A 23,532-nucleotide genomic window follows, 5' to 3' on the forward strand; every position below is an offset into this window, starting at 1 on the left:
GCGCACAATGGCCGGTAGAGGTGAGTTGAATCCTGTTGCGCAGCGCCACGTGATCACTCCATGAACAGCAATTGATGGCCCATTGGCAGCCGAAGATCCACTAGTCTCAAAGACCCGGACATCCGGCGACAACAGCCATTTCGGTAACTTTTTGCAAGGCTTCAAGGCAACTTGAGTCCACCGCATGCCTGTGGGAAGGAGCGCGCTTCTTGCCCTGCGCCACCAGGCCAACTTCAGAGAACCGGACACCCAATATCCCCTTGGGAGCGCCGATTCTACGAAACACATCACATTTTGCAAAGCAAGGTGATGAATCGCGCGGTTGCCTAATGCGAAAATCTATCGTTAAGTTCTTGATTCTAAATGGGAATTGAGCGATGCAAATTTTAAGTTTGGGTTCAGCCATTCGCCGTCACCGCAAGGTCGCGGGGCTTACTCAGGCTGAACTCGGCGAAAGGACCGGTTTTGACCCCAAAACCATCAGCCGCTTCGAAACCGGCACCTACACGCCAAGCGTGGAAGCTCTGTTCCTGCTTGCCAATGTGCTGGGGGTCAAGCTCAAGGTTTTTTTCACCGACCTGGATGACGAAGACGAACAACGGGCCTACCTGTTCTCCGTCATCCATAAAGCACCCCCGAAGGACCTCGGCAAACTGATCGCCGCAGTTGACCAGGCCCTGTCCAAGTCATAGTCGCAGACATGAAAAAAGGAGGCCGACCTGTCGAATCAGGTCGGCCTCCTTTTTTATGCGCCGCTTTTCAGATCGCAAACGACAAAATCCGCCTGTGGAAACGATCCAGGGCAGAGCAAAAACGGTGTCGGGAATGAGGAGGAACGCGAGAGAGGGCTCGCGGGGCGTTATGGAGGCAACCCCACCAGCCACACCCCGGCACACAATGTTCCCGCTGTGGCTGCTGCCTTCCGGCTCTGACCAGGTTCACGGGTAATCGTTGCGGGGGGACCGATGGGGTCACCATAACGACGCCCGCCTGACGGCGAGCCGCGCCATTGTACCTGTCTGCGGCGAAGTTACAACCGTTCGCTGACATTAAAAAACATGAGTCGCTTCAAGGACATGCAAAAGCGCTCACTACGCGTCCCTGACCACCTCGTCCGCCCTGCCGCCCTCCTGCTGGATCACCAGGTGGATGAAGTGCAGCTTGGCAATCGCCTCCGGCGGCAGGACGAACGGGTAGAAATCCGGCTGGCCCATGCTGCGCGACAGTTCGTTGAGCATGCCCGCCAGCTCGATCCACGCGTTGACGAAGGACAGGAACGCGGCGCCGCCCGGATGTTGCGGGTCGTAGAGGGTGCTGGCAGGGAATGGCTGGTAGTCGAGGTCCATCTCCCGCGCGCTCATGCCGAAACCGAGGGCGGTGTCCACGGCGTCCATCATGTGCAGGTAGTGCGCCCAGGTTTCCGCCCAGTCTTCCCACGGGTGCATGGTGGCGTAGGCGCTGACGAACCGCTGCTGCCAGTCGGTCGGCGCGCCCTGCTGGTAGTGCCGGTCGAGGGCGTCGGCGTAACTCGCGCGCTCGTCACCGAACACGCGGCGAAACGGCTCCAGCCACAGGCTGTCGGCGATCAATCGATCCCAGTAGTAATGACCCACTTCATGGCGAAAATGCCCGAGCAGGGTGCGATACGGCTCGTGCATGTGCACCCGGACCTGCTCGCGGTGGGCATCGTCGGCTTCCTGGATGTCGAGGGTGATCAGGCCGTTGGCGTGGCCGGTGGTCGGCAGGTTGCCTTCGAGGTCGACGCCGATGAAATCGAACGCCAGGCCGCTCTCCTCGTCCACGGTCTTGGGAATCACTGGCAAGCCCAGGCTGACCAGTTGGGCGATCAGCCGCCGCTTGGCGGTCTCGACCTTGAGCCAGCGCTCGTGGTTTTGCGCAATGGATAAATCGGGAATGGTGCGGTTCAAACGACAGGCCATGCACAACGCCTCACGATCGCCGGCCGGCAACAGCCAGTTGCAGGCGGCCGGGGAATCAAGGTTGGCGCAGCGGCGAAAGGCGCCCGCCTCCGGGGCGGCGTCCAGCGTCCAGGTATCGGCCTGCGCGCCTGGCTGCAGGGAGGACAAGCGGCCGCGCTCGGGTTCATAGCCCAGTGCTGCGGAACACGCCAGGCACTGGCTGTTGCGAAAGAACAGCGATTGACCGCAGCGGCACTGCCAGATTTTGCTGTTGCGCGAGCTTTCACCCATGAAGGGCGCAGCGATGCGTGAACTGAGCTGCTCGAAAAAGCGGTACATGGCGATCTCTCCCTGGGGCTTGCCAAGACTAGATCATGATTGGTTGTGCATCGTTCCCGCTTTTTGCGTTGTGGCGGACATTGCTATCGCGAGCAGGGCTCGCTCCCACATTCGCCTGCTCGCGAAGACGGTGGCAGCTGCGACACCAAAGTGTCTGAAACTGCGCTTTCGCGAGCAGGGCCTGCCCACAGACTGAATCGCCAGACCTCAATCCAGCTTGCCGTACTCGCGCAACGTCGCAATCAAAGCCTCTTCATCCAGCACCTTCAACCCCAACTCATTGGCCTTGGCCAGTTTCGAACCGGCGCCCGGCCCGGCCACCACGCAATGGGTCTTGGCCGATACCGAACCGGCGACCTTGGCGCCGAGGCTTTCGAGTTTGTCCTTGGCCACCTCGCGGCTCATCAACTCCAGCGATCCGGTCAGGACCCAGGTCTGCCCTGCCAGCGGCAAACCTTCGACGACCTTCTTCTCGCTCAGCCAGTGCATGCCGAAATCGCGCAGTTGCTGCTCGGCCGCCTGGGCCTGCCGGCGATGCTCGGCCACTGCAAAAAACTCACGCACCGCGTTGGCCTGCTTTTCCGGCAAGGCCTGGCGCATGTCCAGCCAATCGGCGTTGAACACCCCTTCCAGCGAGCCGAACCGGTCCGCCAGTTTCTGCGCCCCGCCCGGTCCCACCGACGGGATGTGCAATTTGTCGAGGAACCCGCCGAGGGTGGTGCTTGCGGCAAACTCGGCGCCCAGCTCGCCCTGGTCCTGAATCTGCAAGCCATGCTTGAGCAGGTCAGCGATCACCTGGCGGTTGTGGCTGTCTTCGAAAAAGCTGTGGATCTCGTGGGCCACTTCCAGCCCCACGTCCGGCAAGTACGTGAGCACCTGCGGCAATGCCTGCTGCACCCGCTCCAGCGAGCCGAGGGAGCGCGCCAGGACCTTGGCCGTCTCCTCGCCGACATCGGGAATGCCAAGGGCGTAGATGAAGCGGGCCAGGCTCGGCCGCTTGCTGTTCTCGATGGCGCTGAGCAGCTTGTTGCTCGACACTTCGGCGAACCCCTCCAGTTCGACAATGTCTTCGAACTTCAGGGCGTACAGATCGGCCGGCGAACTCACCAACCCTTCATCCACCAGTTGCTCGACGCTCTTGTCGCCCAGGCCTTCGATGTCCATCGCACGGCGCGAAACGAAGTGAATGATTGCCTGCTTGAGTTGCGCACCGCAGGCCAGACGACCGACGCAGCGGTACACCGCGCCTTCGCTGACGGTCTCACGGCCCTTGCTGCGCTTGACCAGTTGCGTGCGCTCGACATGGGAACCGCAGACCGGACAATTTTGCGGAATCTGCACCGCCCGCGCATCCTGCGGACGACGCGCGAGGACCACCTGCACCACTTGCGGAATCACGTCGCCGGCGCGGCGGATGATCACGGTGTCACCGATCATCAGGCCCAGGCGCGCCACTTCATCCATGTTATGCAGCGTCGCATTGGCCACGGTGACGCCGGCAACCTTCACCGGTTTCAAACGCGCCACGGGTGTCACGGCCCCGGTACGACCGACCTGGAACTCCACGTCGAGCAACTCGGTGAGCTCTTCCATGGCCGGGAATTTATGGGCGATCGCCCAACGCGGCTCGCGCGCGCGGAAACCCAGCTCACGCTGGGACGCAATGCTGTTGACCTTGAACACCACGCCGTCGATTTCATAGGCCAAAGCGTTGCGGCGCTCGCCGATGTCGCGGTAGTAATCGAGGCACTCGTCGATGCCATGCGCCAGTTTCAGCTCGCGGCTGATCGGCAGGCCCCAGGTTTGCAACTGTTTCAGGTTGCCAATGTGGGTGTCGGCGATGTCGGCCGACACCTGGCCGATGCCGTAGCAGCAGAACTCCAGGGGGCGATTGGCGGTGATCTTCGAATCCAGCTGGCGCAGGCTGCCCGCCGCCGCGTTGCGCGGGTTGGCGAAGGTCTTGCCACCGACTTCCAGCTGCGTGGCGTTCAGGCGTTCGAAACCGGCCTTGGACATGAACACTTCACCGCGCACTTCCAGGGTGGCCGGCCAGCCGCTGCCCTGCAGTTTCAGCGGGATGTTGCGCACGGTGCGCACGTTGACGCTGATGTCTTCGCCAGTGGTGCCGTCGCCGCGCGTCGCCCCGCGCACCAGCACGCCATCCTGATACAGCAGGCTGACCGCCAGGCCATCGAGCTTCGGTTCGCAGCTGTATTCCACCGCGGCACCACCGCCGAACAGATCGCCGGCCGGCAAATCGAGGCCTTCGGTCACCCGCCGATCGAACTCGCGCATGTCGGTTTCTTCGAAGGCGTTGCCAAGGCTGAGCATCGGCACTTCATGGCGCACCTGGGTGAACGCCGACAACGCCGCACTGCCCACGCGCTGCGTCGGCGAGTCGCTGGTGATCAGTTCGGGGTTGGCCGCTTCAAGGGCCTTGAGTTCGTGGAACAGACGGTCGTATTCGGCGTCCGGAATGCTCGGCTCGTCCAGCACGTGGTAACGGTAGTTGTGCTGATCCAGTTCGGCACGCAGCTCTAGAATGCGGTTTTTGGCGGCGGTCATGGGTGTTCTCTCATAAAGCAAAAGAGCAGCCGAAGCTGCTCAATGTCATTGCGGCGTGGCAGGAGCACCGGTGGCTCCTGCCGATCAACGCTTCTGGGTCAGTGCGCGACGCTCGAACTCGACGATGCGCTGACGGTAATGCTCGATGGTCTGAGCGGTCAGCACGCTGCGCTGGTCGTCCTTCAGTTCGCCGTTGAGCTCCTGGGACAGTTTGCGCGCCGCCGCCACCATCACGTCAAAGGCCTGCTTCGGATGACGCGGGCCCGGCAGGCCGAGGAAGAAGCTCACGGCCGGGGTGCTGAAGTGATCGATGTCGTCCAGGTCGAAGACGCCCGGCTTGACCGCATTGGCCATGGAGAACAGCACTTCGCCATTACCGGCCATGCTTTCGTGGCGATGGAAGATGTCCATTTCGCCGAAGCGCAGACCGCTTTCGAGGATGTTCTGCAGCAGCGCAGGCCCCTTGAAGCCGGCCGCGTCGCGGCAGATCACGCTGATCACCAGCACTTCCTCGGCTTGCGGCTGTTCCTTGTCGCCCAACGCCGGCGAGGCCTTGCCGTCATCCGGGAAATCGTCGTCACGGCTGTTGAAGCTCGGGCCGCCATCGAGGTCGAGGCTGAGGTTCATGTCGCCCTGGGAGGGTTCACCATGGCTACGCTTGCCGCGCTTGGAACCCGTTTCACGAGGTTCACGGGCGGGCATGCTGACCGACGGCAGGTCGTGCTCGTCCAGTTGCGGTTCTTTATGGGTGTCCAGAACGCGGGGCGGGCCCAGCAGTTCGGCGTTACCGTCGTCGTCCGGCAAATTGGACAGACTTCGATCAAGACGGAATTTCAGTTTTCCCTTGCCGCCGCGCATCCGGCGCCAGCCATCAAAAAGAATACCGGCAATGACAATGATGCCGATGACGATCAGCCACTCGCGCAGACCGATTTCCATGTAATCCCGTGCCTCTATAAAAAATGCTGAAAAATAAGGGGTTTACAACTGGTAAACCGCTTTAAAACGTGGCGCCAACTCTATGTTCTGACAGGCGTTTTGCCCACGTATACGAAAAATTGACATTAAACTAGCACGACCAAAGACAACTTTACACCGTCTGTCACCATGGCTTGCGCGATTATGTCGATTTGCCAGCAAGTCGGAGCATTCAGAAAAGCCCTACGGACCGAAAATACCCCTCCCGCCAACGCCGACTCAGGCGTCCACCATCGCCATGGCCTCCTCGACATCCACCGCCACCAGACGCGAACATCCCGGTTCGTGCATCGTCACCCCCATCAACTGATCGGCCATTTCCATGGCGATCTTGTTGTGGGTGATATAGATGAACTGCACCGTCTGCGACATCTCTTTCACCAGGCGTGCGTAGCGTCCAACGTTCGCGTCATCCAGTGGCGCATCCACTTCATCGAGCATGCAGAACGGCGCCGGATTCAACTTGAAGATCGCAAAAACCAGGGCCAATGCGGTCAGGGCTTTTTCGCCACCGGAGAGCAAATGGATGGTGCTGTTCTTCTTTCCTGGCGGTCGCGCCATGATCGTTACCCCTGTATCGAGTAGATCTTCGCCCGTCAGTTCCAAATAGGCGCTGCCTCCACCGAAAACTTTTGGGAAAAGCGCCTGTAAACCGCCATTGATCTGATCAAAGGTATCCTTGAAGCGGTTGCGGGTTTCCTTGTCGATCTTGCGAATCACGTTCTCGAGGGTGTCCAGCGCCTCCACCAGATCGTCGTTCTGCGCATCCAGATAACGTTTACGCTCCGATTGTTGCTGGTATTCGTCGATGGCCGCGAGGTTGATCGCGCCCAGGCGCTGAATCCGTCCGGCGATGCGTTCGAGTTCTTCCTCGGCGTCCTTTTCGTTGGCCTCGGCCGCCAGGGTGGCGAGCACGCCGTGCAGGTCGTAGCCGTCTTCGAGCAACTGGTCCTCGAGGGCCTTGCGACGCACGGTCAGGGCTTGCCATTCCATGCGCTGGGATTCCATCTGGCCACGGATCAGCTGCGATTGCTGTTCGGCCTGGTTGCGGCGTTTTTCGGCGTCGCGCAATTCACGGTCGGCATCTTCCAGGGCGATCTGCGCGGTCTTGAGTTCCTCATCGACGGTCATGCGCTTGTCGAGCAGCTCTTCGAGTTTCAGGCGCAGCTCTTCCAGCGGCGCCTCGCCCTCTTCCAGATTGAGGCTCAGCTGTTCGCGTTTTTCAGTCAGGCGCTCGGACTGCATTTCCAGGCGTTCCAGCGCCTGGCGCGTCGAGTCGTGCTGTGCCCGCAGGGAACCCAGGCGCACCGCCAGTTGATGGGCGTGATCCTTGTGTTGCCGTGCTTCCTGACGCACCCGGTCAAGGCGTTCGCGCAGGCTGTCGCGTTGAGCCAGCAGCAGCTCACGCTGCTCGGTGTCCAGTGCCATGGCATCGAGCGCTTCCTGCAACTGCAGGCGCGCTTCGCCGATGTTTTCGTGTTCCAGCGCGCGCTGTTCGGCCAGTTCGGCCAACTCTTCGTCGAGTCGCGTACGGCGTAGCGTCAGCTGCTCGGCCTTGGCCTTGCCCGCAGACAACTGAGCCTTGAGTTCCCCCTGCTGGCGCGCTTCGTCCTGCAGCAGTCGACGCAAATGTTCGCGACCGTTTTCCTGCTGGCGCTGTTGCGCCCGCAGGTTCTGCAGTTGCGTTTCGAGGGTTTCGACCGTGGCTTCGCGCGCTTCGCGCTCAAGGCCCAGTTGCTGGATTTCCTGGCCCCGGGCCAGGACGCCGCTTTCCGCCTCGCTGGCCCGGCGCACGCGCAGGAAGTGCCGGCCCACCCAGTAGCCGTCACGGCTGATCAGGCTTTGCCCGGGCGCCAATTGCCCGCGCAGGGCCAGGGCCTGTTCAAGGCTGTCGACCGGCTTAACCTGCCCCAGCCACGGCGACAGGTCGATCTGTGCCTCGACCTTGTCGAGCAGGCTGCCGGGCACGCGCACGCCATCACTGGCGGGGCTCAACAAGCGCAAATCGCCTTGGGTGAAACCGGCAAGGTCGACGCCCGCGAAATCGTCCACCAGCACCGCCTGCAGGTCGGCGCCCAGTACGGTTTCCACCGCCAGCTCCCAGCCGGCGTCCACTTTCAGGCCTTCGGCCAGTCGCGGACGCTCCGCCAGGTGTTGTTCGCGCAGCCACTGGGCCGTACCGGTGCCCGGATCGAGCGCGGCCTGCTGCAAGGCCTCGAGCGACGCCAGTCGCCCGTTGAGGCGCTGCAAATCACCCTGCGCCTGTTGCTGCGCCGCCAAGGCCTGCTGCAATTGCTGGCGCAGTTGCTCAAGGCGTTCGACCTGCGCCTCTTCACTGGCCTGCAGGTCTTCCAGCGTCGCCTCGCTCGCCGCCAGTTGCTCGTTGAGTTCCATGATCGCCGCGTCTTCCGGGTCCGCCGACAGCAAGTCGCGCTCCTCGGCGAGGCGCTTCTGACGGTCGGCCAGGCGCTCCAGGCTGGTTTCCAGCTGCTGGATCCGCGCCTGCTGGACTTCGGATTGGCGGCGCGGTTCAGCCGCCGTGAGGTTGAACGCGTCCCACTGTTCCTGCCAGCCGTGCATGGTGGTTTCGGATTCTTCCAGCGCGGCGGCGGCTTCTTCTGCGGCGGCGCTGGTGACTTCCTGCTCCGGGGTGAGCATGTCCAGCTCTTCGCCCAGGGTCAGCAGCAAGGTGCGGTCGTGGCCCAGGTGCGACTCGGTCTCCAGGCGTGCGCGTTCGGCTTCCTTCAAGTCGTCCTGCAACTGGCGCAGGCGTTGCTGGCCATGCTGGATGCTCTGCTCGACCCGGGCAATGTCGCCGCCGACCGAATAGAAGCGCCCCTGTACCAGATTGAATCGCTCGGACAGGTCATGGTGACCGTCGCGCAGGCGTTCGATGCTGGCGTCGGCGTTGCGCTGCTCAGCCACCAGCGCTTCGAAGGTGACCTCCTGGTTGCCGATGACCGCTTCGCGCTGTCCGACCTGTTCGTTCAGCGCCTGCCAGCGCAGCGCCGACAACTGGGCCTTGAGCTGGCGCTCCTCGCCCTTGTATTCCTGATATTTCTTGGCGGACTCGGCCTGACGGTGCAGACGCTCGAGCTGACGTTCCAGTTCTTCGCGCAAGTCGGTCAGGCGGGCGAGGTTTTCGTGGGTGCGACGGATGCGGTTTTCGGTTTCGCGCCGGCGCTCCTTGTATTTGGAGATCCCCGCCGCTTCCTCGATGAAATTGCGCAGGTCTTCCGGCTTGGCTTCGATCAGCTTGGAAATCATCCCCTGCTCGATGATCGAGTAGCTGCGCGGACCCAGGCCGGTGCCGAGGAAAATATCGGTGATGTCACGACGGCGGCATTTGGCGCCGTTGAGGAAATAACTGTTCTGACTGTCGCGGGTGACTTTGCGACGAATGGAAATTTCCGCGTACGCGGCGTACTCGCCGATCAAGGTGCCGTCGGAGTTGTCGAACACCAGTTCGATGCTCGCCTGGCTCACCGGCTTGCGGCTGGTCGAGCCATTGAAGATGACGTCGGTCATCGACTCGCCACGCAGGTTCTTGGCCGAGCTCTCGCCCATCACCCAGCGGACGGCGTCGATGATGTTCGACTTGCCGCATCCATTGGGTCCGACCACCGCCGCCATGTTACTGGGGAAGTTCACCGTGGTCGGATCGACGAAGGATTTGAACCCCGCCAGCTTGATGCACTTGAGTCGCACGCTCAGGCGTCCGTCAGGGCGGAAACCACCAGATCGCAACTGCGCTGGCCATAAGCCGTCAGTACTTCGCGGATCTGTGGAAAATCGCGGGCGATCACCGCCGCGAGCAGTTGTTCGAACAACGCCAGGTATTCGCTCATCGATGCCTTGCGTTGGTCCAGGGCGAGAAAGTACGCACGGCTCATGGCCGGCTGCAGATTCTCGACGGTTTCCTGCAAATACGGGTTGTTGGCGAAGGTATACGCCGCCCGCATCACATTGAAGCTGTCATCGACGAAGGCGCGGATGTCCTGGCGTTCGTAGCTGCTGTGCAAGCGCTGCTGGATCTGCAGGAACGGCGCAAGGTCGGCCTGGACCTGCCAGCCATTGGCCACGGCATTGCCGAGCAGGATGTACAGCTCGCCCATCAGGGTGCACAGGCTGCGCACTTTGTGAGCAGTGAGTTCGGTTACGTGCGCGCCACGTCGCGGCAAAATCGCGATCAGGTGACGACGCTCGAGGATCAGCAAGGCTTCGCGGACCGATCCGCGGCTGACATTGAGGGCCAGCGTGACCTTCTGTTCCTGGATGCGCTCTCCGGGCTTCATTTCGCCACGAATGATGCGCTCGGCGAGGTGGTGAGCGATTTGCTCGGCGAGGCTGTCCGGCGCCTTGAACGTCATGGTTGTCCCTTCAAACTCTTCGATCTGCACAAGCGGCGCAGTGTAGCGCACATGATGGGTCATGGCGGAGTGCCCACGCAGCGGTTTTTGGCACGAAACCCGCAAAAAGCAGACAGGTGCTTCAGGGTCAATACTGAAGAAACGTGCTGTTGATCGACAAAATGATTTTTCCTGACCCTTAAGTCAGAAAATCATTGACCCAAAAGTCAGAACTGATAAATTCAGTCCCAGTCGCTTAACAACAATAATGAAATCTGCGAGGCCTTCCGTGATCCAGTTTTTACTCAACCAGGAACTCCGAAGCGAGCACGCCCTGGACCCGAACCTGACCGTCCTCAACTACCTGCGCGAGCATGTGGGCAAACCCGGCACCAAGGAAGGCTGCGCCAGCGGTGACTGTGGCGCGTGCACTGTGGTGGTCGGCGAGTTGCAGACGGATGCGGCGGGCCGCGAGCACATTCGCTATCGCAGCCTCAATTCCTGCCTGACCTTCGTTTCGTCCCTGCACGGCAAACAACTGATCAGCGTCGAGGACCTCAAGCACCAGGGCGAATTGCACAGCGTGCAAAAAGCCATGGTCGAGTGCCACGGCTCGCAATGCGGCTTCTGCACCCCCGGTTTCGTCATGTCGCTGTTTGCCCTGCAAAAGAACAGCGATGCGCCGGATCAGCACAAGGCCCACGAAGCCCTGGCCGGCAACCTGTGCCGCTGCACTGGCTATCGGCCGATCCTGCAAGCCGCCGAGCAGTCCTGCTGCGGCAAACAACCCGATCAGTTCGATGCCCGGGAAGCCGAGACCATCGCGCGCCTGAAAGCCATCGCCCCCACGGACATCGGCGAACTCAACAGTGGCGACAAACGCTGCCTGGTGCCTCTCACCGTGGCCGACCTGGCGGACCTCTACGACGCCTATCCGCAGGCCCGCCTGTTGGCCGGCGGCACCGACCTGGCACTGGAAGTCACGCAGTTCCACCGCACCCTGCCGGTGATGATCTACGTGGGCAACGTCGCCGAGATGAAGCGCATCGAACGCTTTGACGATCGCCTGGAAATCGGTGCCGCCACCGCCCTCTCCGACTGCTACGCAGCACTGAAAGCCGAGTACCCGGATTTTGGCGAATTGCTGCAACGCTTCGCCTCCCTGCAAATCCGCAACCAGGGCACCCTTGGCGGCAACATCGGCAACGCCTCGCCCATCGGCGACTCGCCACCGCTGCTGATTGCCCTTGACGCGCAGATCGTCCTGTGCAAGGGCGAAACCCGCCGCACCATCGCCCTGGAGGACTACTTCATCGATTACCGGGTCACGGCGCGCCAGGAAAGCGAGTTCATTGAAAAAATCATCGTGCCGCGAGCCAGTGCCGAGCAGTCGTTCCGCGCCTACAAGGTGTCCAAGCGCCTGGACGATGACATTTCCGCTGTCTGCGCCGCCTTCAACCTGCGCCTGGAAAACGGCGTGATCGGCGACGCCCGCGTCGCGTTCGGCGGCATGGCCGCCATCCCGAAACGCGCCAGCGCCTGTGAAGCCGTGCTGCGCAACGCGCCCTTCGACAACGCCACCGTGGAACGTGCCTGCGCCGCGCTGGCCGAGGATTTCACGCCGCTCTCGGACTTCCGCGCCAGCAAGGAATATCGCCTGCTCAGTGCACAGAACCTGCTGCGCAAATACTTCATCGAACTGCAAACGCCGCACATCGAGACCCGGGTGACCGATTATGTCTAACCATCACGCCGTAGAGAAGACCCAGGCCGAACTGGCTGAACTGTTCGCCAAGGACCTGACCACCGGTGTCGGCCGCAGCGTCAAGCATGACAGCGCCGCCAAGCATGTGTCCGGGGAAGCGCAGTACATCGACGACCGCCTGGAGTTTCCCAATCAGCTGCACGTTTACGCGCGCCTGTCGGACCGTGCCCACGCCAGGATCCTCCGCATCGACACCGCGCCGTGCTACGCCTTCGAGGGCGTGCGCATCGCCATTACCCACGAAGACGTGCCCGGCCTGAAAGACATCGGCCCCTTGCTGCCGGGCGATCCCTTGCTGGCCATCGACACCGTGCAATTCGTCGGTCAGCCGGTGGTGGCCGTTGCCGCCAGGGACCTGGAAACCGCACGCCAGGCTGCCATGGCCGCGATCATCGAATACGAGGACCTCGAACCGGTGCTCGATGTGGTCGAAGCCCTGCGCAAACGCCATTTCGTGCTCGACAGCCATACCCATCAACGTGGCGATTCGGCTGCCGCGCTGGCGACCGCAGAGCATCGCATCCAGGGCACGTTGCACATCGGTGGCCAGGAGCATTTCTACCTGGAAACCCAGATTTCTTCGGTGATGCCCACCGAAGACGGCGGCATGATCGTCTACTGCTCCACGCAAAACCCCACCGAAGTGCAGAAACTGGTGGCCGAAGTGCTCGATGTGTCGATGAACAGGATCGTCGTCGACATGCGCCGCATGGGCGGCGGTTTCGGTGGCAAGGAAACCCAGGCCGCAAGCCCGGCCTGCCTGTGCGCGGTCATCGCCCACCTCACCGGCCAGCCGACCAAGATGCGCCTGCCGCGCGTCGAAGACATGCTGATGACCGGCAAGCGCCACCCGTTCTATGTCGAATACGACGTCGGCTTCGACAGCACCGGCCGGCTGCACGGCATCGCCCTGGAACTGGCGGGCAACTGCGGTTGCTCACCGGACCTCTCGGCCTCGATTGTCGACCGGGCGATGTTCCACTCGGACAACTCGTACTACCTGGGCGATGCCACCATCAACGGCCATCGCTGCAAGACCAACACCGCGTCGAACACCGCTTACCGGGGTTTCGGCGGCCCGCAAGGGATGGTCGCCATCGAGGAAGTGATGGACGCCATCGCCCGACACCTGGCCCTCGACCCGCTGGCGGTGCGCAAAGCCAACTACTACGGCAAGACCGAGCGCAACGTCACCCACTATTACCAGACCGTCGAGCACAACATGCTCGAGGAAATGACCGCGGAACTGGAACAGAGCAGCCAGTACGCCGAGCGCCGCGAAGCGATTCGTCGCTACAACGCCAACAGCCCGATCCTGAAAAAAGGCCTGGCGCTGACCCCGGTGAAATTCGGCATTTCCTTCACCGCCAGCTTCCTTAACCAGGCCGGTGCGCTGGTGCATGTCTACACCGACGGCAGCATCCACCTCAACCACGGCGGCACCGAGATGGGCCAGGGCCTGAACACCAAGGTCGCGCAGGTGGTGGCCGAAGTGTTCCAGGTGGAAATGGACCGGGTGCAGATCACGGCGACCAACACCGACAAGGTGCCGAACACCTCCCCCACCGCCGCGTCCAGCGGTGCCGACCTGAACGGCAAGGCCGCACAGAACGCCGCCGAAACCATCAAGCAACGGTTGGTGGAATTTGCCGCGCGCCAGTACAAGGTCAGTGAAGAGGACGTGGAATTCCACAACGGACACGTGCGGGTACGCGATCACATCCTGACGTTCGAGGCGCTGATCCAACAGGCGTATTTCGCCCAGGTGTCGCTGTCGAGCACCGGCTTCTACAAGACCCCGAAAATCTACTACGACCGCAGCCAGGCCCGGGGCCGTCCGTTCTACTACTTCGCTTTCGGTGCAGCGTGCTGCGAAGTGCTGGTCGACACCCTGACCGGCGAATACAAAATGCTCCGTACCGACATCCTCCACGACGTCGGCGCCTCGTTGAACCCGGCCATCGACATCGGCCAGGTCGAGGGCGGGTTCATCCAGGGCATGGGCTGGCTGACCATGGAAGAGCTGGTGTGGAACAACAAGGGCAAGCTGATGACCAACGGCCCGGCCAGCTACAAGATCCCGGCCGTGGCGGACATGCCCCTGGACCTGCGGGTGAAGCTGGTGGAAAACCGCAAGAACCCGGAAGACACGGTGTTCCATTCCAAGGCCGTGGGCGAACCGCCGTTCATGCTCGGTATCGCCGCGTGGTGCGCCATCAAGGACGCCGTGGCGAGCCTGGGTGACTACCGGCATCAACCGAAGATCGACGCGCCGGCGACGCCGGAGCGGGTGTTGTGGGGGTGCGAGCAGATGCGCCAGTTGAAGGCGGTGAAGGCTGTTGCGGCTGAGACCGAGTTGGCTCCGCTCTAGATCGAGGCGCGGCCATTCGCGAGCCGGCTCGCTCCCACAAGGGAATGCATTCCAAATGTGGGAGCGGACTTGCCCGCGAAGGCCCGGAACAGACAACAACGATGTCGAGGTGAACATGTACAACTGGATCGACGCCCTCGCCGACCTGCAAAACCGCAGTGAGCCCTGCGTGTTGGTGACCATCATCGAAGAGCTCGGCTCGACGCCGCGCAATGCCGGCTCGAAGATGGTCATCAGCGCCAGCCAGGCTTTCGACACCATCGGTGGCGGACACCTGGAATACAAGGCCATGCAGATCGCCCGCGAAATGCTTGCCAGTGGCCGCCAGGACAGCCACCTGGAGCGCTTCAGCCTCGGCGCCAGCCTCGGCCAGTGTTGCGGCGGCGCGACCGTGCTGCTGTTCGAACCCATGGGCCAGGTGCAGGCGCAGATCGCCGTGTTCGGCGCCGGGCATGTCGGCCGCGCGTTGGTGCCCCTGCTCGCCAGCCTGCCCTGCCGCGTGCGCTGGATCGACTCGCGGGACGCCGAGTTTCCCGGGCAGATCCCCCCTGGGGTGCGCAAGATCGTCAGCGAGGAGCCTGTGGATGAAATCGACGACCTGCCCCCCGGCAGCTATTGCATCGTCATGACCCACAACCACCAGCTCGACCTCGAATTGACTGCCGCGATGCTCAAACGCAACGACTTCACCTATTTCGGCCTGATCGGCTCCAGGACCAAACGGGTCAAGTTCGAACACCGCCTGCGCGAGCGTGGTTTCGACAGCGATGTGCTGCAGCGCATGCGTTGCCCGATGGGGCTTGGCGAGGTCAAGGGCAAGCTGCCGGCGGAAATCGCCATCTCCATCGCCGGTGAAATCATCGCCACCTACAACGCGAATTTCGGCCAGCAAACCTCGCGTGCCGAACCGATCGCCAAACTGCTGCCCGTGTCACGCCGCAGCCCTACCGCACACTTGAAAGCCTCGAACTGAGAACCTTATGCCTCTGACTCGCAAAGCCTACCGCGCCGCCATCCTGCACAGCATCGCCGACCCTGCCGAAGTGGGGACCGAAGCGTCCTACGAGTATTTCGAGGACGGCTTGCTGGTGGTCGATAACGGCCGGATCAGCGCCCTTGGCCACGCCAGCGACCTGTTGCCCACCCTGCCCGCCGATATCGAGATCACCCATTACCAGGACGCGTTGATCACTCCCGGGTTCATCGACACCCATATCCACCTGCCGCAAACCGGCATGGTCGGTGCCTACGGCGAGCAACTGCTGGACTGGCTCAACACCTACACCTTCCCCTGCGAAAGCCAGTTCGCCGACAAGGCCCATGCCGATGAAGTCGCGGACATCTTCATCAAGGAACTGCTGCGCAACGGCACCACCACCGCCCTGGTGTTCGGCAGCGTGCACCCGCAGTCGGTGAATTCGTTCTTCGAAGTCGCCGAACGCCTGGACCTGCGGATGATCGCCGGCAAGGTGATGATGGACCGCAACGCCCCGGATTACCTGACCGACACCGCTGAATCCAGCTATGTCGAAAGCAAGGCGCTGATCGAGCGCTGGCACGGCAAGGGCCGCCTGCACTACGCCGTCACCCCGCGTTTCGCCCCGACCAGCACCCCGGAACAGTTGACCCTTGCCGGTCAGTTGCTGAGCGAATATCCAGACCTGTACATGCAGACCCACATCAGCGAAAACCTCAAGGAAGTCGAGTGGGTCAAAGCGCTGTTCCCCGAGCGCAAGGGCTACCTCGACGTCTACGATCACTATCGGTTGCTCGGCGAGCGCTCGGTGTTCGCCCACGGTGTGCACCTGTGCGACGACGAATGCGCGCGCCTGGCGCAAACCGGCTCTGCGATTGCTTTCTGCCCGACGTCGAACTTCTTCCTCGGCAGCGGCTTGTTCAACCTGCCGATGGCCGAGAGGCACAAACTGAATGTCGGCCTGGGAACGGATGTCGGTGGCGGCACCAGTTTCTCGCTGCTGCAAACCCTGAACGAAGCGTACAAGGTCATGCAGTTGCAAGGCGCGCGCCTGAGCCCGTTCAAGTCGCTGTACCTGGCCACCCTCGGCGGCGCCCGCGCACTGCGCCTGGAAGACCGGATCGGCAACCTGCAACCGGGTAGCGACGCCGACTTCCTGGTGCTGGACTACAACGCCACGCCGCTGCTCGGCTATCGCCTGAAGCAGGCCAACAACATTGCCGAGACGTTGTTCGTGTTAATGACGCTGGGCGATGACCGGACGGTGGCGCAGACGTATGCGGCGGGCAACCTGGTGCATCAGCGCTAAGCAATCGCGAGCAGGCTCGCTCCCACAAGGATCACACTATCCCTGTGGGAGCGAGCCTGCTCGCGATGAAGGCAACTCAGCTCACAGCTTGGCCGAACGCCCCGGCTTCTTGCTCTGCAGCAAATGCGAGAACACCGCATGCAGGTCATCGGACGCGCCTTCCTCGTCGAGGTTGAGCTTGCTGTCGATGTGGTTCATGTGGTGCATCATCAGGTCCACCGCCAGCTCGCTGTTGCGCGCTTCGATGGCATCGATCAGTTGGGTGTGCTCGTCGTAGGAACAGTGGGAGCGGTTGCCGCTTTCGTACTGGGCGATGATCAGCGAAGTCTGGGACACCAGGCTGCGCTGAAAGCTGATCAATGGCGCATTCTTCGCGGCCTCGGCCAGTTTCAGGTGAAATTCGCCCGACAGGCGGATGCCGGCACCGCGATCACCACGGGAGAAGCTGTCGCGCTCGTCATTGACCATCTGCCGCAATTCGGCGATGTCCTCGGCGCTGGCGTGCTGCACCGCCAGCTCGGTGATCGCGCGTTCGACCAGGCGACGGGCGAAGAACACCTGGCGCGCCTCATCGACACTCGGGCTGGCCACCACGGCGCCGCGATTCGGTCGCAGCAGTACGACGCCTTCATGGGCCAGGCGCGACAATGCGCGGCGGATGATGGTACGACTGACCCCGAAAATTTCCCCCAGCGCTTCTTCGCTCAACTTGGTGCCGGGCGCCAGGCGCTGTTCGAGGATGGCCTCGAAGATATGCGCGTAGACAATATCGTCCTGGGTTCCGCTGCGGCCGGCTTTAGCTGCTCGCGGTTGTTTCTTGAGGGGCTGCAACTGTTCGTTCATGGGTACTCGGGTCGGAAGAACTGCGGCGAATTGACCGTGACTGTAATACGGCACAGCGGGTCGCTGGCAAGTATCGCGTAGAAATCACGGCGATTGTACACAATGGGTGGTGGCAACACGACTGTACGGCTGTTTGTCCCTTCCGCTGTATGGCAACGCCTGCTTACATTTGAGTTTAGGCTTGAACACGGAATCCGCGATCCCTGTGGGAGCGGGCCTCATGGTTACCCTCATCAACACCAGGAACACCGCTGTCATGAACGACGCAACACACGCGCCTCTGCGCCCACTGGCCGACACATCGCCTTCGGCCATCGTCGCCGGTTTCATCGCGATGATGACCGGCTACACCAGTTCGCTGGTGCTGATGTTCCAGGCCGGGCAAGCGGCAGGCCTGAGCAGCGGGCAGATTTCCTCTTGGATCTGGGCCATCTCGATCGGCATGGCGGTGTGTTCGATCGGCCTGTCCCTGCGTTATCGCACACCGATCACGATTGCCTGGTCGACCCCCGGCGCGGCACTGCTGATCACCAGCCTCGGCGGGGTGACCTACGGCGAGGCCATTGGTGCCTACGTGACCTGTGCGGTGCTGGTGACGATCTGCGGGTTGACCGGCAGTTTCGAACGCCTGGTGAAAAAGATCCCGGCGTCGTTGGCCGCGGCGTTGCTGGCGGGGATCCTGTTCAAGATCGGCAGTGAGATCTTTGTCGCTGCGCAGCATCGCACCGCCCTGGTACTGGGGATGTTTTTCTCGTACCTGGTGGTCAAGCGCCTGTCGCCGCGCTACGCGGTACTCGCCGCGCTGCTGATCGGCACCGCGCTCTCCGGGCTCATGGGTTTGCTGGATTTCAGCGCCTTTCATCTGGAGGTGGCGACGCCGGTCTGGACCACGCCGCATTTCTCCCTGGCCGCGACCATCAGCATTGGCATCCCGTTGTTCGTCGTGGCGATGACCTCGCAGAACATGCCGGGCATCGCGGTTCTGCGCGCCGACGGTTACCACGTCCCGGCGTCGCCCTTGATCACGACCACCGGCATCGCCTCGCTGCTGTTGGCGCCATTCGGTTCCCACGGGATCAACCTGGCCGCCATCAGCGCGGCCATCTGCACCGGGCCGCACGCCCACGAAGATCGCCACAAGCGTTATACGGCAGCGGTCTGGTGCGGGATTTTCTACGGGATCGCCGGGGTGTTCGGCGCGACGCTGGCAGCGTTGTTCGCTGCATTGCCCAAGGAACTGGTGCTGTCGATTGCCGCACTGGCGTTGTTCGGCTCGATCATCAATGGCCTGAGCATCGCCATGAGCGAAATGAAGGAACGTGAAGCGGCGCTGATCACCTTCATGGTCACGGCGTCGGGGCTGACGCTGTTCTCCATCGGTTCGGCCTTCTGGGGGATTGTGGCGGGGGTGGTGACACTGGTGATTCTGAACTGGCGCAAGGCCTGAGCGTTCAGCCAGACAAAAAAACGGCGACCCTTGGGTCGCCGTTTTTCATGACATCAGGCTTTCGGATTGATCGGCTTTTCCGGGTACCAGACGTCGAGCAGCGGGCTGACGGTGACTTCGGTCAGTTCGCTGCGGCCCTTGAGCCAGGCTTCCACAGCGGCACGCTGCTCTTCGGACACCGAGCCACGCTTCTGCAGGCACACCAGACCGAAGTCGTCGCCGCCCACGTAGCCCAGACCGTTGGCTTCCATGGCTTCTTTGAGGAATGCGTCGAGGAAAGCATCAATGGCTTCATCAGCCAAATCGTCCTTGAAATCCAGGTTCAGTTCGAAACCCAGCTCTTGAAATTCATCGACGCACAGTTTTTTGCGCAGACGCTGGGAACGGTTAGTCGCCATTGGAACAATCCTCATAAGTAATAACGGGCCGCACTTTAGCAGTTTAAGCGGCCAATTGCCCGGCTCTCTGGACGCGAACGGCAACCGCCTGTAAAAAAATAGCGGTTCGGTCCCCCTGCGTACGGCACAAGGGGTTGCACCTTGGGGCATAATGCCGACACTTTCATGTCACCGAGGGTTTTTATTTTCATGCCCTCCTCTTTTCCCCCTCGGCTGTAGGGTTTTATTTCACATGATCAAATCTTTGCGTCCATTGTTGCTGGCCAGTCTTCTTGTCCCCCTGGCCCTCCCTGTATCCGCCGCCACCATCAACACCGCGCTGACACCCAACGTCGAAAAGGCCCTGAAGGCCAGCAAACTGCCGGACAACGCCCTGTCGCTGGTGATGGTCCCGCTCAACGGCCCGGGCACCCCGACCATTTTCAACGCGGACGTCTCGGTCAACCCCGCTTCCACCATGAAGCTGGTGACCACCTACGCGGCCCTGGAAATGCTCGGCCCCAACCACCAGTGGAAAACCGAGTTCTACACCGACGGCACCCTCAGTGGTGGCATTCTCAACGGTAACCTGTACCTCAAGGGTGGCGGCGATCCGAAGCTGAACATGGAAAAACTCTGGCTGTTGATGCGCGACCTGCGCGCCAACGGCGTCACCCAGGTCACCGGCAACCTGGTGCTGGATCGCGGCTTCTTCCTGCAACCGCAATTGCCCGAGTTCAACGATGACGGCAATGACGAGAACAAACCGTTCCTGGTCAAGCCCGACTCGCTGCTGGTCAACCTCAAGGCCCTGCGCTTCGTGGCGCGCAACGACAACGGTCGGGTGCTGGTGTCGGTCGAACCGCCGATTGCGAGCATCCGCATCGAAAACCAGGTCAAGGCCATCAACTCCAAGCAATGCACCGGCGGCGTGCGCTACAACCCGGTGACCCAGCCGGATGGCTCCGTCACCGTGACCGTCGGCGGCCAGTTGGGCGACGGCTGCAGCTCGCAGACCTACCTGTCGCTGCTTGACCACGCCACCTACACCGCCGGCGCCGTGCGCGCGATCTGGAAGGAACTGGGCGGCAGCATCCAGGGCAAGGACGTGCTGGCGTCTACGCCCAAGGACGCCAAGGTCGTGGCTCGTGCCTTCTCCCCGGACCTGGCGGAGATCATCCGCGACATCAACAAATACAGTAACAACACCATGGCCCAGCAGCTGTTCCTGAGCCTGGGCCAGAAATTCCGCACCGACGCCGACGGCGACGACGCCAAGGCCGCCCAGCGCGTGGTGCGTCAGTGGTTGGCGAAAAAAGGCATCACCGCGCCGCACCTGGTGATGGAGAACGGTTCCGGCCTGTCGCGATCCGAGCGTGTGAGCGCACGGGAAATGGCAGCGATGCTGCAAGCCGCATGGCGCAGCCCGTACGCTGCCGAGTTCATCAGTTCGATGCCGATTGCCGGAACCGACGGCACCATGCGTAAACGCCTGAAAACCACCGCCATGCGCGGTGAAGCCCACGTCAAGACCGGCACGCTGAACACCGTGCGCGCGATCTCCGGCTACAGCCGCGACGTCAACGGCAACACCTGGGCAGTGGTGGCGATTCTCAACGACAAGGCGCCGTTTGGCGCGTCGTCGGTGCTCGACCAGGTGCTGCTGGACCTGTATCGCCAGCCGAAACTGCCTGAGACGGCTTCGGTGCTGTAAACCGATCTTCGATAAACCGAAGATCAAATGCGGGAGCGGGCTTGCTCGCTCCCACAGGGGTTCTGTGTTCGTCCCTAGTTCATCTCGCCTTCTACCCGATCCCGGCCGGCCTGCTTCGCCACGTAAACCCCAGAGTCGGCCCGCAGCAGCAGCGCGTCCGCGCCTTCGCCCACCCGCCAACTGGCGATGCCGAAACTCGCGGTGACGATGCCGACGTCGTCGATCGGCGTGCTGCGCAGCCCTTGCCACAACTCCAGTGCCAGTCGATAGGCCTTCTCGCCGTCGATGTCCGGGCAAAGCACCATGAACTCTTCGCCGCCCAGGCGACAGAACACGTCGGTGCGCCGCAGCCGATGGCCGATGCGCTCGCACACCGCCTGCAACACCCGGTCGCCCACCGCATGGCCGTGCTGGTCATTGATGCGCTTGAAGTGATCGATGTCGAGCATGATCACCGACAACTCGCCACCGCCCCGCTCGACCCTGGCCATTTCGGTGGTCAGGCGCTCCTGGAAGTAGCGACGGTTGTGGATCCCGGTCAGCGAATCAGTGATCGACAACGCCCGCAACTCTTCTTCCACCCGTTTCAGGTCGGAGATGTCAGAGATGTAGCCGTGCCAGAGCACGCCGCCGCCCGGCAGTTCTTCCGGTGTCGCCTCGCCACGCACCCAGCGCAGGCCGCGTGTGGGCAGCAGCACGCGGTATTCCTCGCGCCACGGGCTGAGCGTGTCCGCCGATGCCCGGATCGAGGAGCGGACCCGCGAGGTGTCCTGGGGATGAATCCGGGTGAAGATCGCTTCGGCGTCGAGCAGCAACACCTCCGGCTCGAGTTCGTAGATCTCGCGGATGCCATCGCTGGCGTAGATCACACTGAAACGCCCGTCGAACTCCATCTTGAACTGGTAGATCCCGCCAGGCAGATGGGCACTGAGCTTCTTCAGCAACAGGTCCCGCGCCGCCAGCGCCTCATGCACCCGTTTGCGCTCGGTGACGTCGATGCAGATCGCCAGGTGCCCGACCCACAAGCCTTGTTCGTCGAGCACCGGTGTCGCCAGCATGTTCACCGTCAGGTGGCTGCCGTCGCTGCGCACCAGGGTCCACTCCCGCGCCTCGTGTCCGCCCTCCTCGCCGCCTTCCACCAGCATCGCCTGGCACGTGGGGATCGGTTTGCCGTAACGCGCGCTCAACTCCGCCGAACGCGCTTCCAGCTCCCGGGGCAGAAGCAGGTTCTCCAGTGTCATGTGCCCCACCACGTTGAGGCTGGAGTAGTCGAGCATCTGTTCCGCCCCGGCATTGAAGGTGCTGATCACACCGCGCAGGTCGGTGGCGATGATCGCGACCTGGGTCGCGGCGTTCAGCACACCCCGCAACTGGCCATGGGTGCCGCGCAGCTCCTGCTCCCGGGCACGCAGCTCCTGGGTTCGTTGCTCGACCATTTTCAAGGCACGCTGGCGCTGGCTGACCAGCACATAGAGCAGCGCGCTGAGCAACAGGCTGAGCAGGCCGCCGAGGATCACCAGGCTGCTCACCGAAGAATGGTTGGCCTTCAGGAATGCCTCGCTGGGCTGGATATCGACCTGATAATCGTGGTCGGCCAGCCGCAGTTCCCGGGTCGCGCCCAACTCGCTGTCGGCAGGCCCGCTGGGGGATTCGTAGAGCACTTCGTGCTGATCGTCGGTGGACAGGTCGAGTATGCGCACCGACAGGTAGTCGCGGCTGGGTTCCGGCAGGTCGTCCGCCAGCAACTGGCGCATGCTGATCACCGCCATCACGTAGCCGAAGGGTTTGCTGCCGGGACTGCTGTTACGCAGGATCACCGGCGCCACCAGCAGCACGCCCCGCGCATAAGCCGGCTCGATACTGACCAGGTGCATCGGTTGCGACACCGCCATCTGCCCATGCTCGTCGGCCCGGTCGAGGGTGGCGCGACGCAGGGGCTGGGCCAGCAGATCGTAACCCAGCGGCGCGCCGAGCTTGCTTTGGGTCTCGCTGTAGAGCACCGGCACGTACTCGTCGCGTTCAGCCGCCAGTTGCAACTGGCCATCGGCATTGAGTTCGCGGATGGTGAAGTCCGGCAGCCCCTCGGCCTGTACCCGGCGCTCGAACTCGCTACGATCGGCCCCCTTCACCCTCAGGGCAAACGAATACGCTTGGGTCCGGCGCAGCAGGGGTTGGGTGTAGCCGTTGAATTCGTCGCGTTGAATCGAATCGGAGTTGATGAAAAAACGCCGCAGCCCGTCCAGGCGCTGTTCCTGATCTTCGAAACGCTCGGTGATACGGCTGTAACGTTCGCTGGCCAGCAGTTGAAAACGCTGGTGCAATTGTTGGTCGAACAGATTCAGGGTCGACCAGGCGAGCAAACCGGTGAGGAGCCCGCCGACGACCAATACCAGCAGCGCGACCAGCCAGGCCGAAGCGTCTTCACTGATAAAGCCCAGAATCTTGGGGCGTACGGAGTACAACGACATAAAGGCCACTCAAAACGCCAGGTGCTGAAAATGCGCATTGGCCATGTCTGAGTTATAGCTATTAGCCACTAATTTGGCCAGCCCCCACATCGAAGGCGGAAAGGGCCGACGG

At 62.3% G+C, this 23,532-nt stretch carries 15 protein-coding genes and 1 other RNA gene; 7 read left to right on the forward strand and 9 right to left on the reverse strand.

Going from position 1 to position 23,532, the window contains the following annotated elements:
* Window positions 1–377 precede the first annotated feature (377 nt).
* Complete coding sequence (locus tag IB249_RS02130) at window positions 378–692, forward strand: helix-turn-helix domain-containing protein (protein WP_192301870.1); 315 nt, start codon at window positions 378–380, stop codon at window positions 690–692.
* Between the two features lie 179 nt (window positions 693–871).
* Here the strand turns inward: IB249_RS02130 and ffs are convergent.
* From ffs to IB249_RS02160, 6 genes are all read right to left on the reverse strand, one after another.
* Window positions 872–968, reverse strand: an RNA gene (gene ffs, locus IB249_RS02135) — signal recognition particle sRNA small type.
* A 123-nt stretch (window positions 969–1,091) separates the two neighbouring features.
* On the reverse strand, window positions 1,092–2,258 hold the full coding sequence (locus tag IB249_RS02140; protein ID WP_192301871.1) for a putative zinc-binding metallopeptidase: 1,167 nt from the start codon (window positions 2,256–2,258) through the stop codon (window positions 1,092–1,094).
* A 207-nt stretch (window positions 2,259–2,465) separates the two neighbouring features.
* Entirely contained in the window at window positions 2,466–4,823 is a 2,358-nt protein-coding gene (gene ligA / locus IB249_RS02145) for an NAD-dependent DNA ligase LigA (protein ID WP_192301872.1), read from the reverse strand.
* Window positions 4,824–4,907: 84 nt separating this feature from the next.
* Window positions 4,908–5,762 (reverse strand): cell division protein ZipA, encoded by an 855-nt coding sequence (gene zipA, locus IB249_RS02150; protein WP_192301873.1) that lies wholly within the window; start codon window positions 5,760–5,762, stop codon window positions 4,908–4,910.
* Between the two features lie 258 nt (window positions 5,763–6,020).
* A complete protein-coding gene (gene smc / locus IB249_RS02155) occupies window positions 6,021–9,509 on the reverse strand; it encodes a chromosome segregation protein SMC (RefSeq protein ID WP_192301874.1) in 3,489 nt (1,162 codons plus the stop codon).
* Between the two features lie 2 nt (window positions 9,510–9,511).
* Complete coding sequence (locus tag IB249_RS02160; protein WP_192302809.1) at window positions 9,512–10,171, reverse strand: GntR family transcriptional regulator; 660 nt, start codon at window positions 10,169–10,171, stop codon at window positions 9,512–9,514.
* Window positions 10,172–10,439: 268 nt separating this feature from the next.
* On the opposite strand from IB249_RS02160, the gene xdhA reads away from it, so the two are divergent.
* The 4 genes from xdhA to guaD all read left to right on the forward strand — a co-directional run bounded on the left by xdhA (window position 10,440) and on the right by guaD (window position 16,571).
* Window positions 10,440–11,894: a xanthine dehydrogenase small subunit gene (xdhA, locus tag IB249_RS02165; RefSeq protein WP_192301875.1), complete on the forward strand. Its 1,455-nt coding sequence runs from the start codon at window positions 10,440–10,442 to the stop codon at window positions 11,892–11,894.
* On the forward strand, window positions 11,887–14,286 hold the full coding sequence (gene xdhB / locus IB249_RS02170; RefSeq protein WP_192301876.1) for a xanthine dehydrogenase molybdopterin binding subunit: 2,400 nt from the start codon (window positions 11,887–11,889) through the stop codon (window positions 14,284–14,286). The genes xdhA and xdhB overlap by 8 nt, the downstream gene beginning before the upstream one ends.
* Before the next feature lie 115 nt (window positions 14,287–14,401).
* Entirely contained in the window at window positions 14,402–15,259 is an 858-nt protein-coding gene (gene xdhC / locus IB249_RS02175) for a xanthine dehydrogenase accessory protein XdhC (protein WP_192301877.1), read from the forward strand.
* A 7-nt stretch (window positions 15,260–15,266) separates the two neighbouring features.
* On the forward strand, window positions 15,267–16,571 hold the full coding sequence (gene guaD / locus IB249_RS02180) for a guanine deaminase (RefSeq protein WP_192301878.1): 1,305 nt from the start codon (window positions 15,267–15,269) through the stop codon (window positions 16,569–16,571).
* 81 nt (window positions 16,572–16,652) lie between these two features.
* On the opposite strand, the gene IB249_RS02185 is transcribed toward guaD, so the two are convergent.
* A complete protein-coding gene (locus tag IB249_RS02185; protein WP_192301879.1) occupies window positions 16,653–17,414 on the reverse strand; it encodes a GntR family transcriptional regulator in 762 nt (253 codons plus the stop codon).
* Window positions 17,415–17,670: 256 nt separating this feature from the next.
* Here IB249_RS02185 and IB249_RS02190 point away from each other — a divergent pair, with 256 nt between their 5' ends.
* Complete coding sequence (locus tag IB249_RS02190) at window positions 17,671–18,861, forward strand: benzoate/H(+) symporter BenE family transporter (RefSeq protein WP_192301880.1); 1,191 nt, start codon at window positions 17,671–17,673, stop codon at window positions 18,859–18,861.
* A 53-nt stretch (window positions 18,862–18,914) separates the two neighbouring features.
* Here IB249_RS02190 and IB249_RS02195 read toward each other — a convergent pair whose 3' ends face one another.
* Window positions 18,915–19,259 carry a YggL family protein gene (locus tag IB249_RS02195; RefSeq protein WP_192301881.1) on the reverse strand — a complete coding sequence of 115 codons (345 nt, stop codon included), beginning with the start codon at window positions 19,257–19,259 and terminating at the stop codon, window positions 18,915–18,917.
* Between the two features lie 232 nt (window positions 19,260–19,491).
* Here IB249_RS02195 and dacB point away from each other — a divergent pair, with 232 nt between their 5' ends.
* Complete coding sequence (gene dacB, locus IB249_RS02200; protein WP_192301882.1) at window positions 19,492–20,952, forward strand: D-alanyl-D-alanine carboxypeptidase/D-alanyl-D-alanine-endopeptidase; 1,461 nt, start codon at window positions 19,492–19,494, stop codon at window positions 20,950–20,952.
* Between the two features lie 74 nt (window positions 20,953–21,026).
* On the opposite strand, the gene IB249_RS02205 is transcribed toward dacB, so the two are convergent.
* On the reverse strand, window positions 21,027–23,420 hold the full coding sequence (locus tag IB249_RS02205; protein ID WP_192301883.1) for a GGDEF domain-containing protein: 2,394 nt from the start codon (window positions 23,418–23,420) through the stop codon (window positions 21,027–21,029).
* Window positions 23,421–23,532 lie beyond the last annotated feature (112 nt).

Source organism: Pseudomonas sp. PDM04, assembly GCF_014851765.1.
GTDB lineage: Bacteria > Pseudomonadota > Gammaproteobacteria > Pseudomonadales > Pseudomonadaceae > Aquipseudomonas.

What these genes read in the sequence shown, in the direction of transcription:
- IB249_RS02130 (WP_192301870.1), top strand. Translation starts at nt 378, where the DNA reads ATGCAAATTTTAAGTTTGGGTTCAGCCATTCGCCGTCACCGCAAGGTC.
- IB249_RS02140 (WP_192301871.1), bottom strand. Translation starts at nt 2,258, where the DNA reads ATGTACCGCTTTTTCGAGCAGCTCAGTTCACGCATCGCTGCGCCCTTC.
- ligA (WP_192301872.1), bottom strand. Translation starts at nt 4,823, where the DNA reads ATGACCGCCGCCAAAAACCGCATTCTAGAGCTGCGTGCCGAACTGGAT.
- zipA (WP_192301873.1), bottom strand. Translation starts at nt 5,762, where the DNA reads ATGGAAATCGGTCTGCGCGAGTGGCTGATCGTCATCGGCATCATTGTC.
- IB249_RS02160 (WP_192302809.1), bottom strand. Translation starts at nt 10,171, where the DNA reads ATGACGTTCAAGGCGCCGGACAGCCTCGCCGAGCAAATCGCTCACCAC.
- xdhB (WP_192301876.1), top strand. Translation starts at nt 11,887, where the DNA reads ATGTCTAACCATCACGCCGTAGAGAAGACCCAGGCCGAACTGGCTGAA.
- xdhC (WP_192301877.1), top strand. Translation starts at nt 14,402, where the DNA reads ATGTACAACTGGATCGACGCCCTCGCCGACCTGCAAAACCGCAGTGAG.
- guaD (WP_192301878.1), top strand. Translation starts at nt 15,267, where the DNA reads ATGCCTCTGACTCGCAAAGCCTACCGCGCCGCCATCCTGCACAGCATC.
- IB249_RS02185 (WP_192301879.1), bottom strand. Translation starts at nt 17,414, where the DNA reads ATGAACGAACAGTTGCAGCCCCTCAAGAAACAACCGCGAGCAGCTAAA.
- IB249_RS02190 (WP_192301880.1), top strand. Translation starts at nt 17,671, where the DNA reads ATGAACGACGCAACACACGCGCCTCTGCGCCCACTGGCCGACACATCG.
- IB249_RS02195 (WP_192301881.1), bottom strand. Translation starts at nt 19,259, where the DNA reads ATGGCGACTAACCGTTCCCAGCGTCTGCGCAAAAAACTGTGCGTCGAT.
- dacB (WP_192301882.1), top strand. Translation starts at nt 19,492, where the DNA reads ATGATCAAATCTTTGCGTCCATTGTTGCTGGCCAGTCTTCTTGTCCCC.
- IB249_RS02205 (WP_192301883.1), bottom strand. Translation starts at nt 23,420, where the DNA reads ATGTCGTTGTACTCCGTACGCCCCAAGATTCTGGGCTTTATCAGTGAA.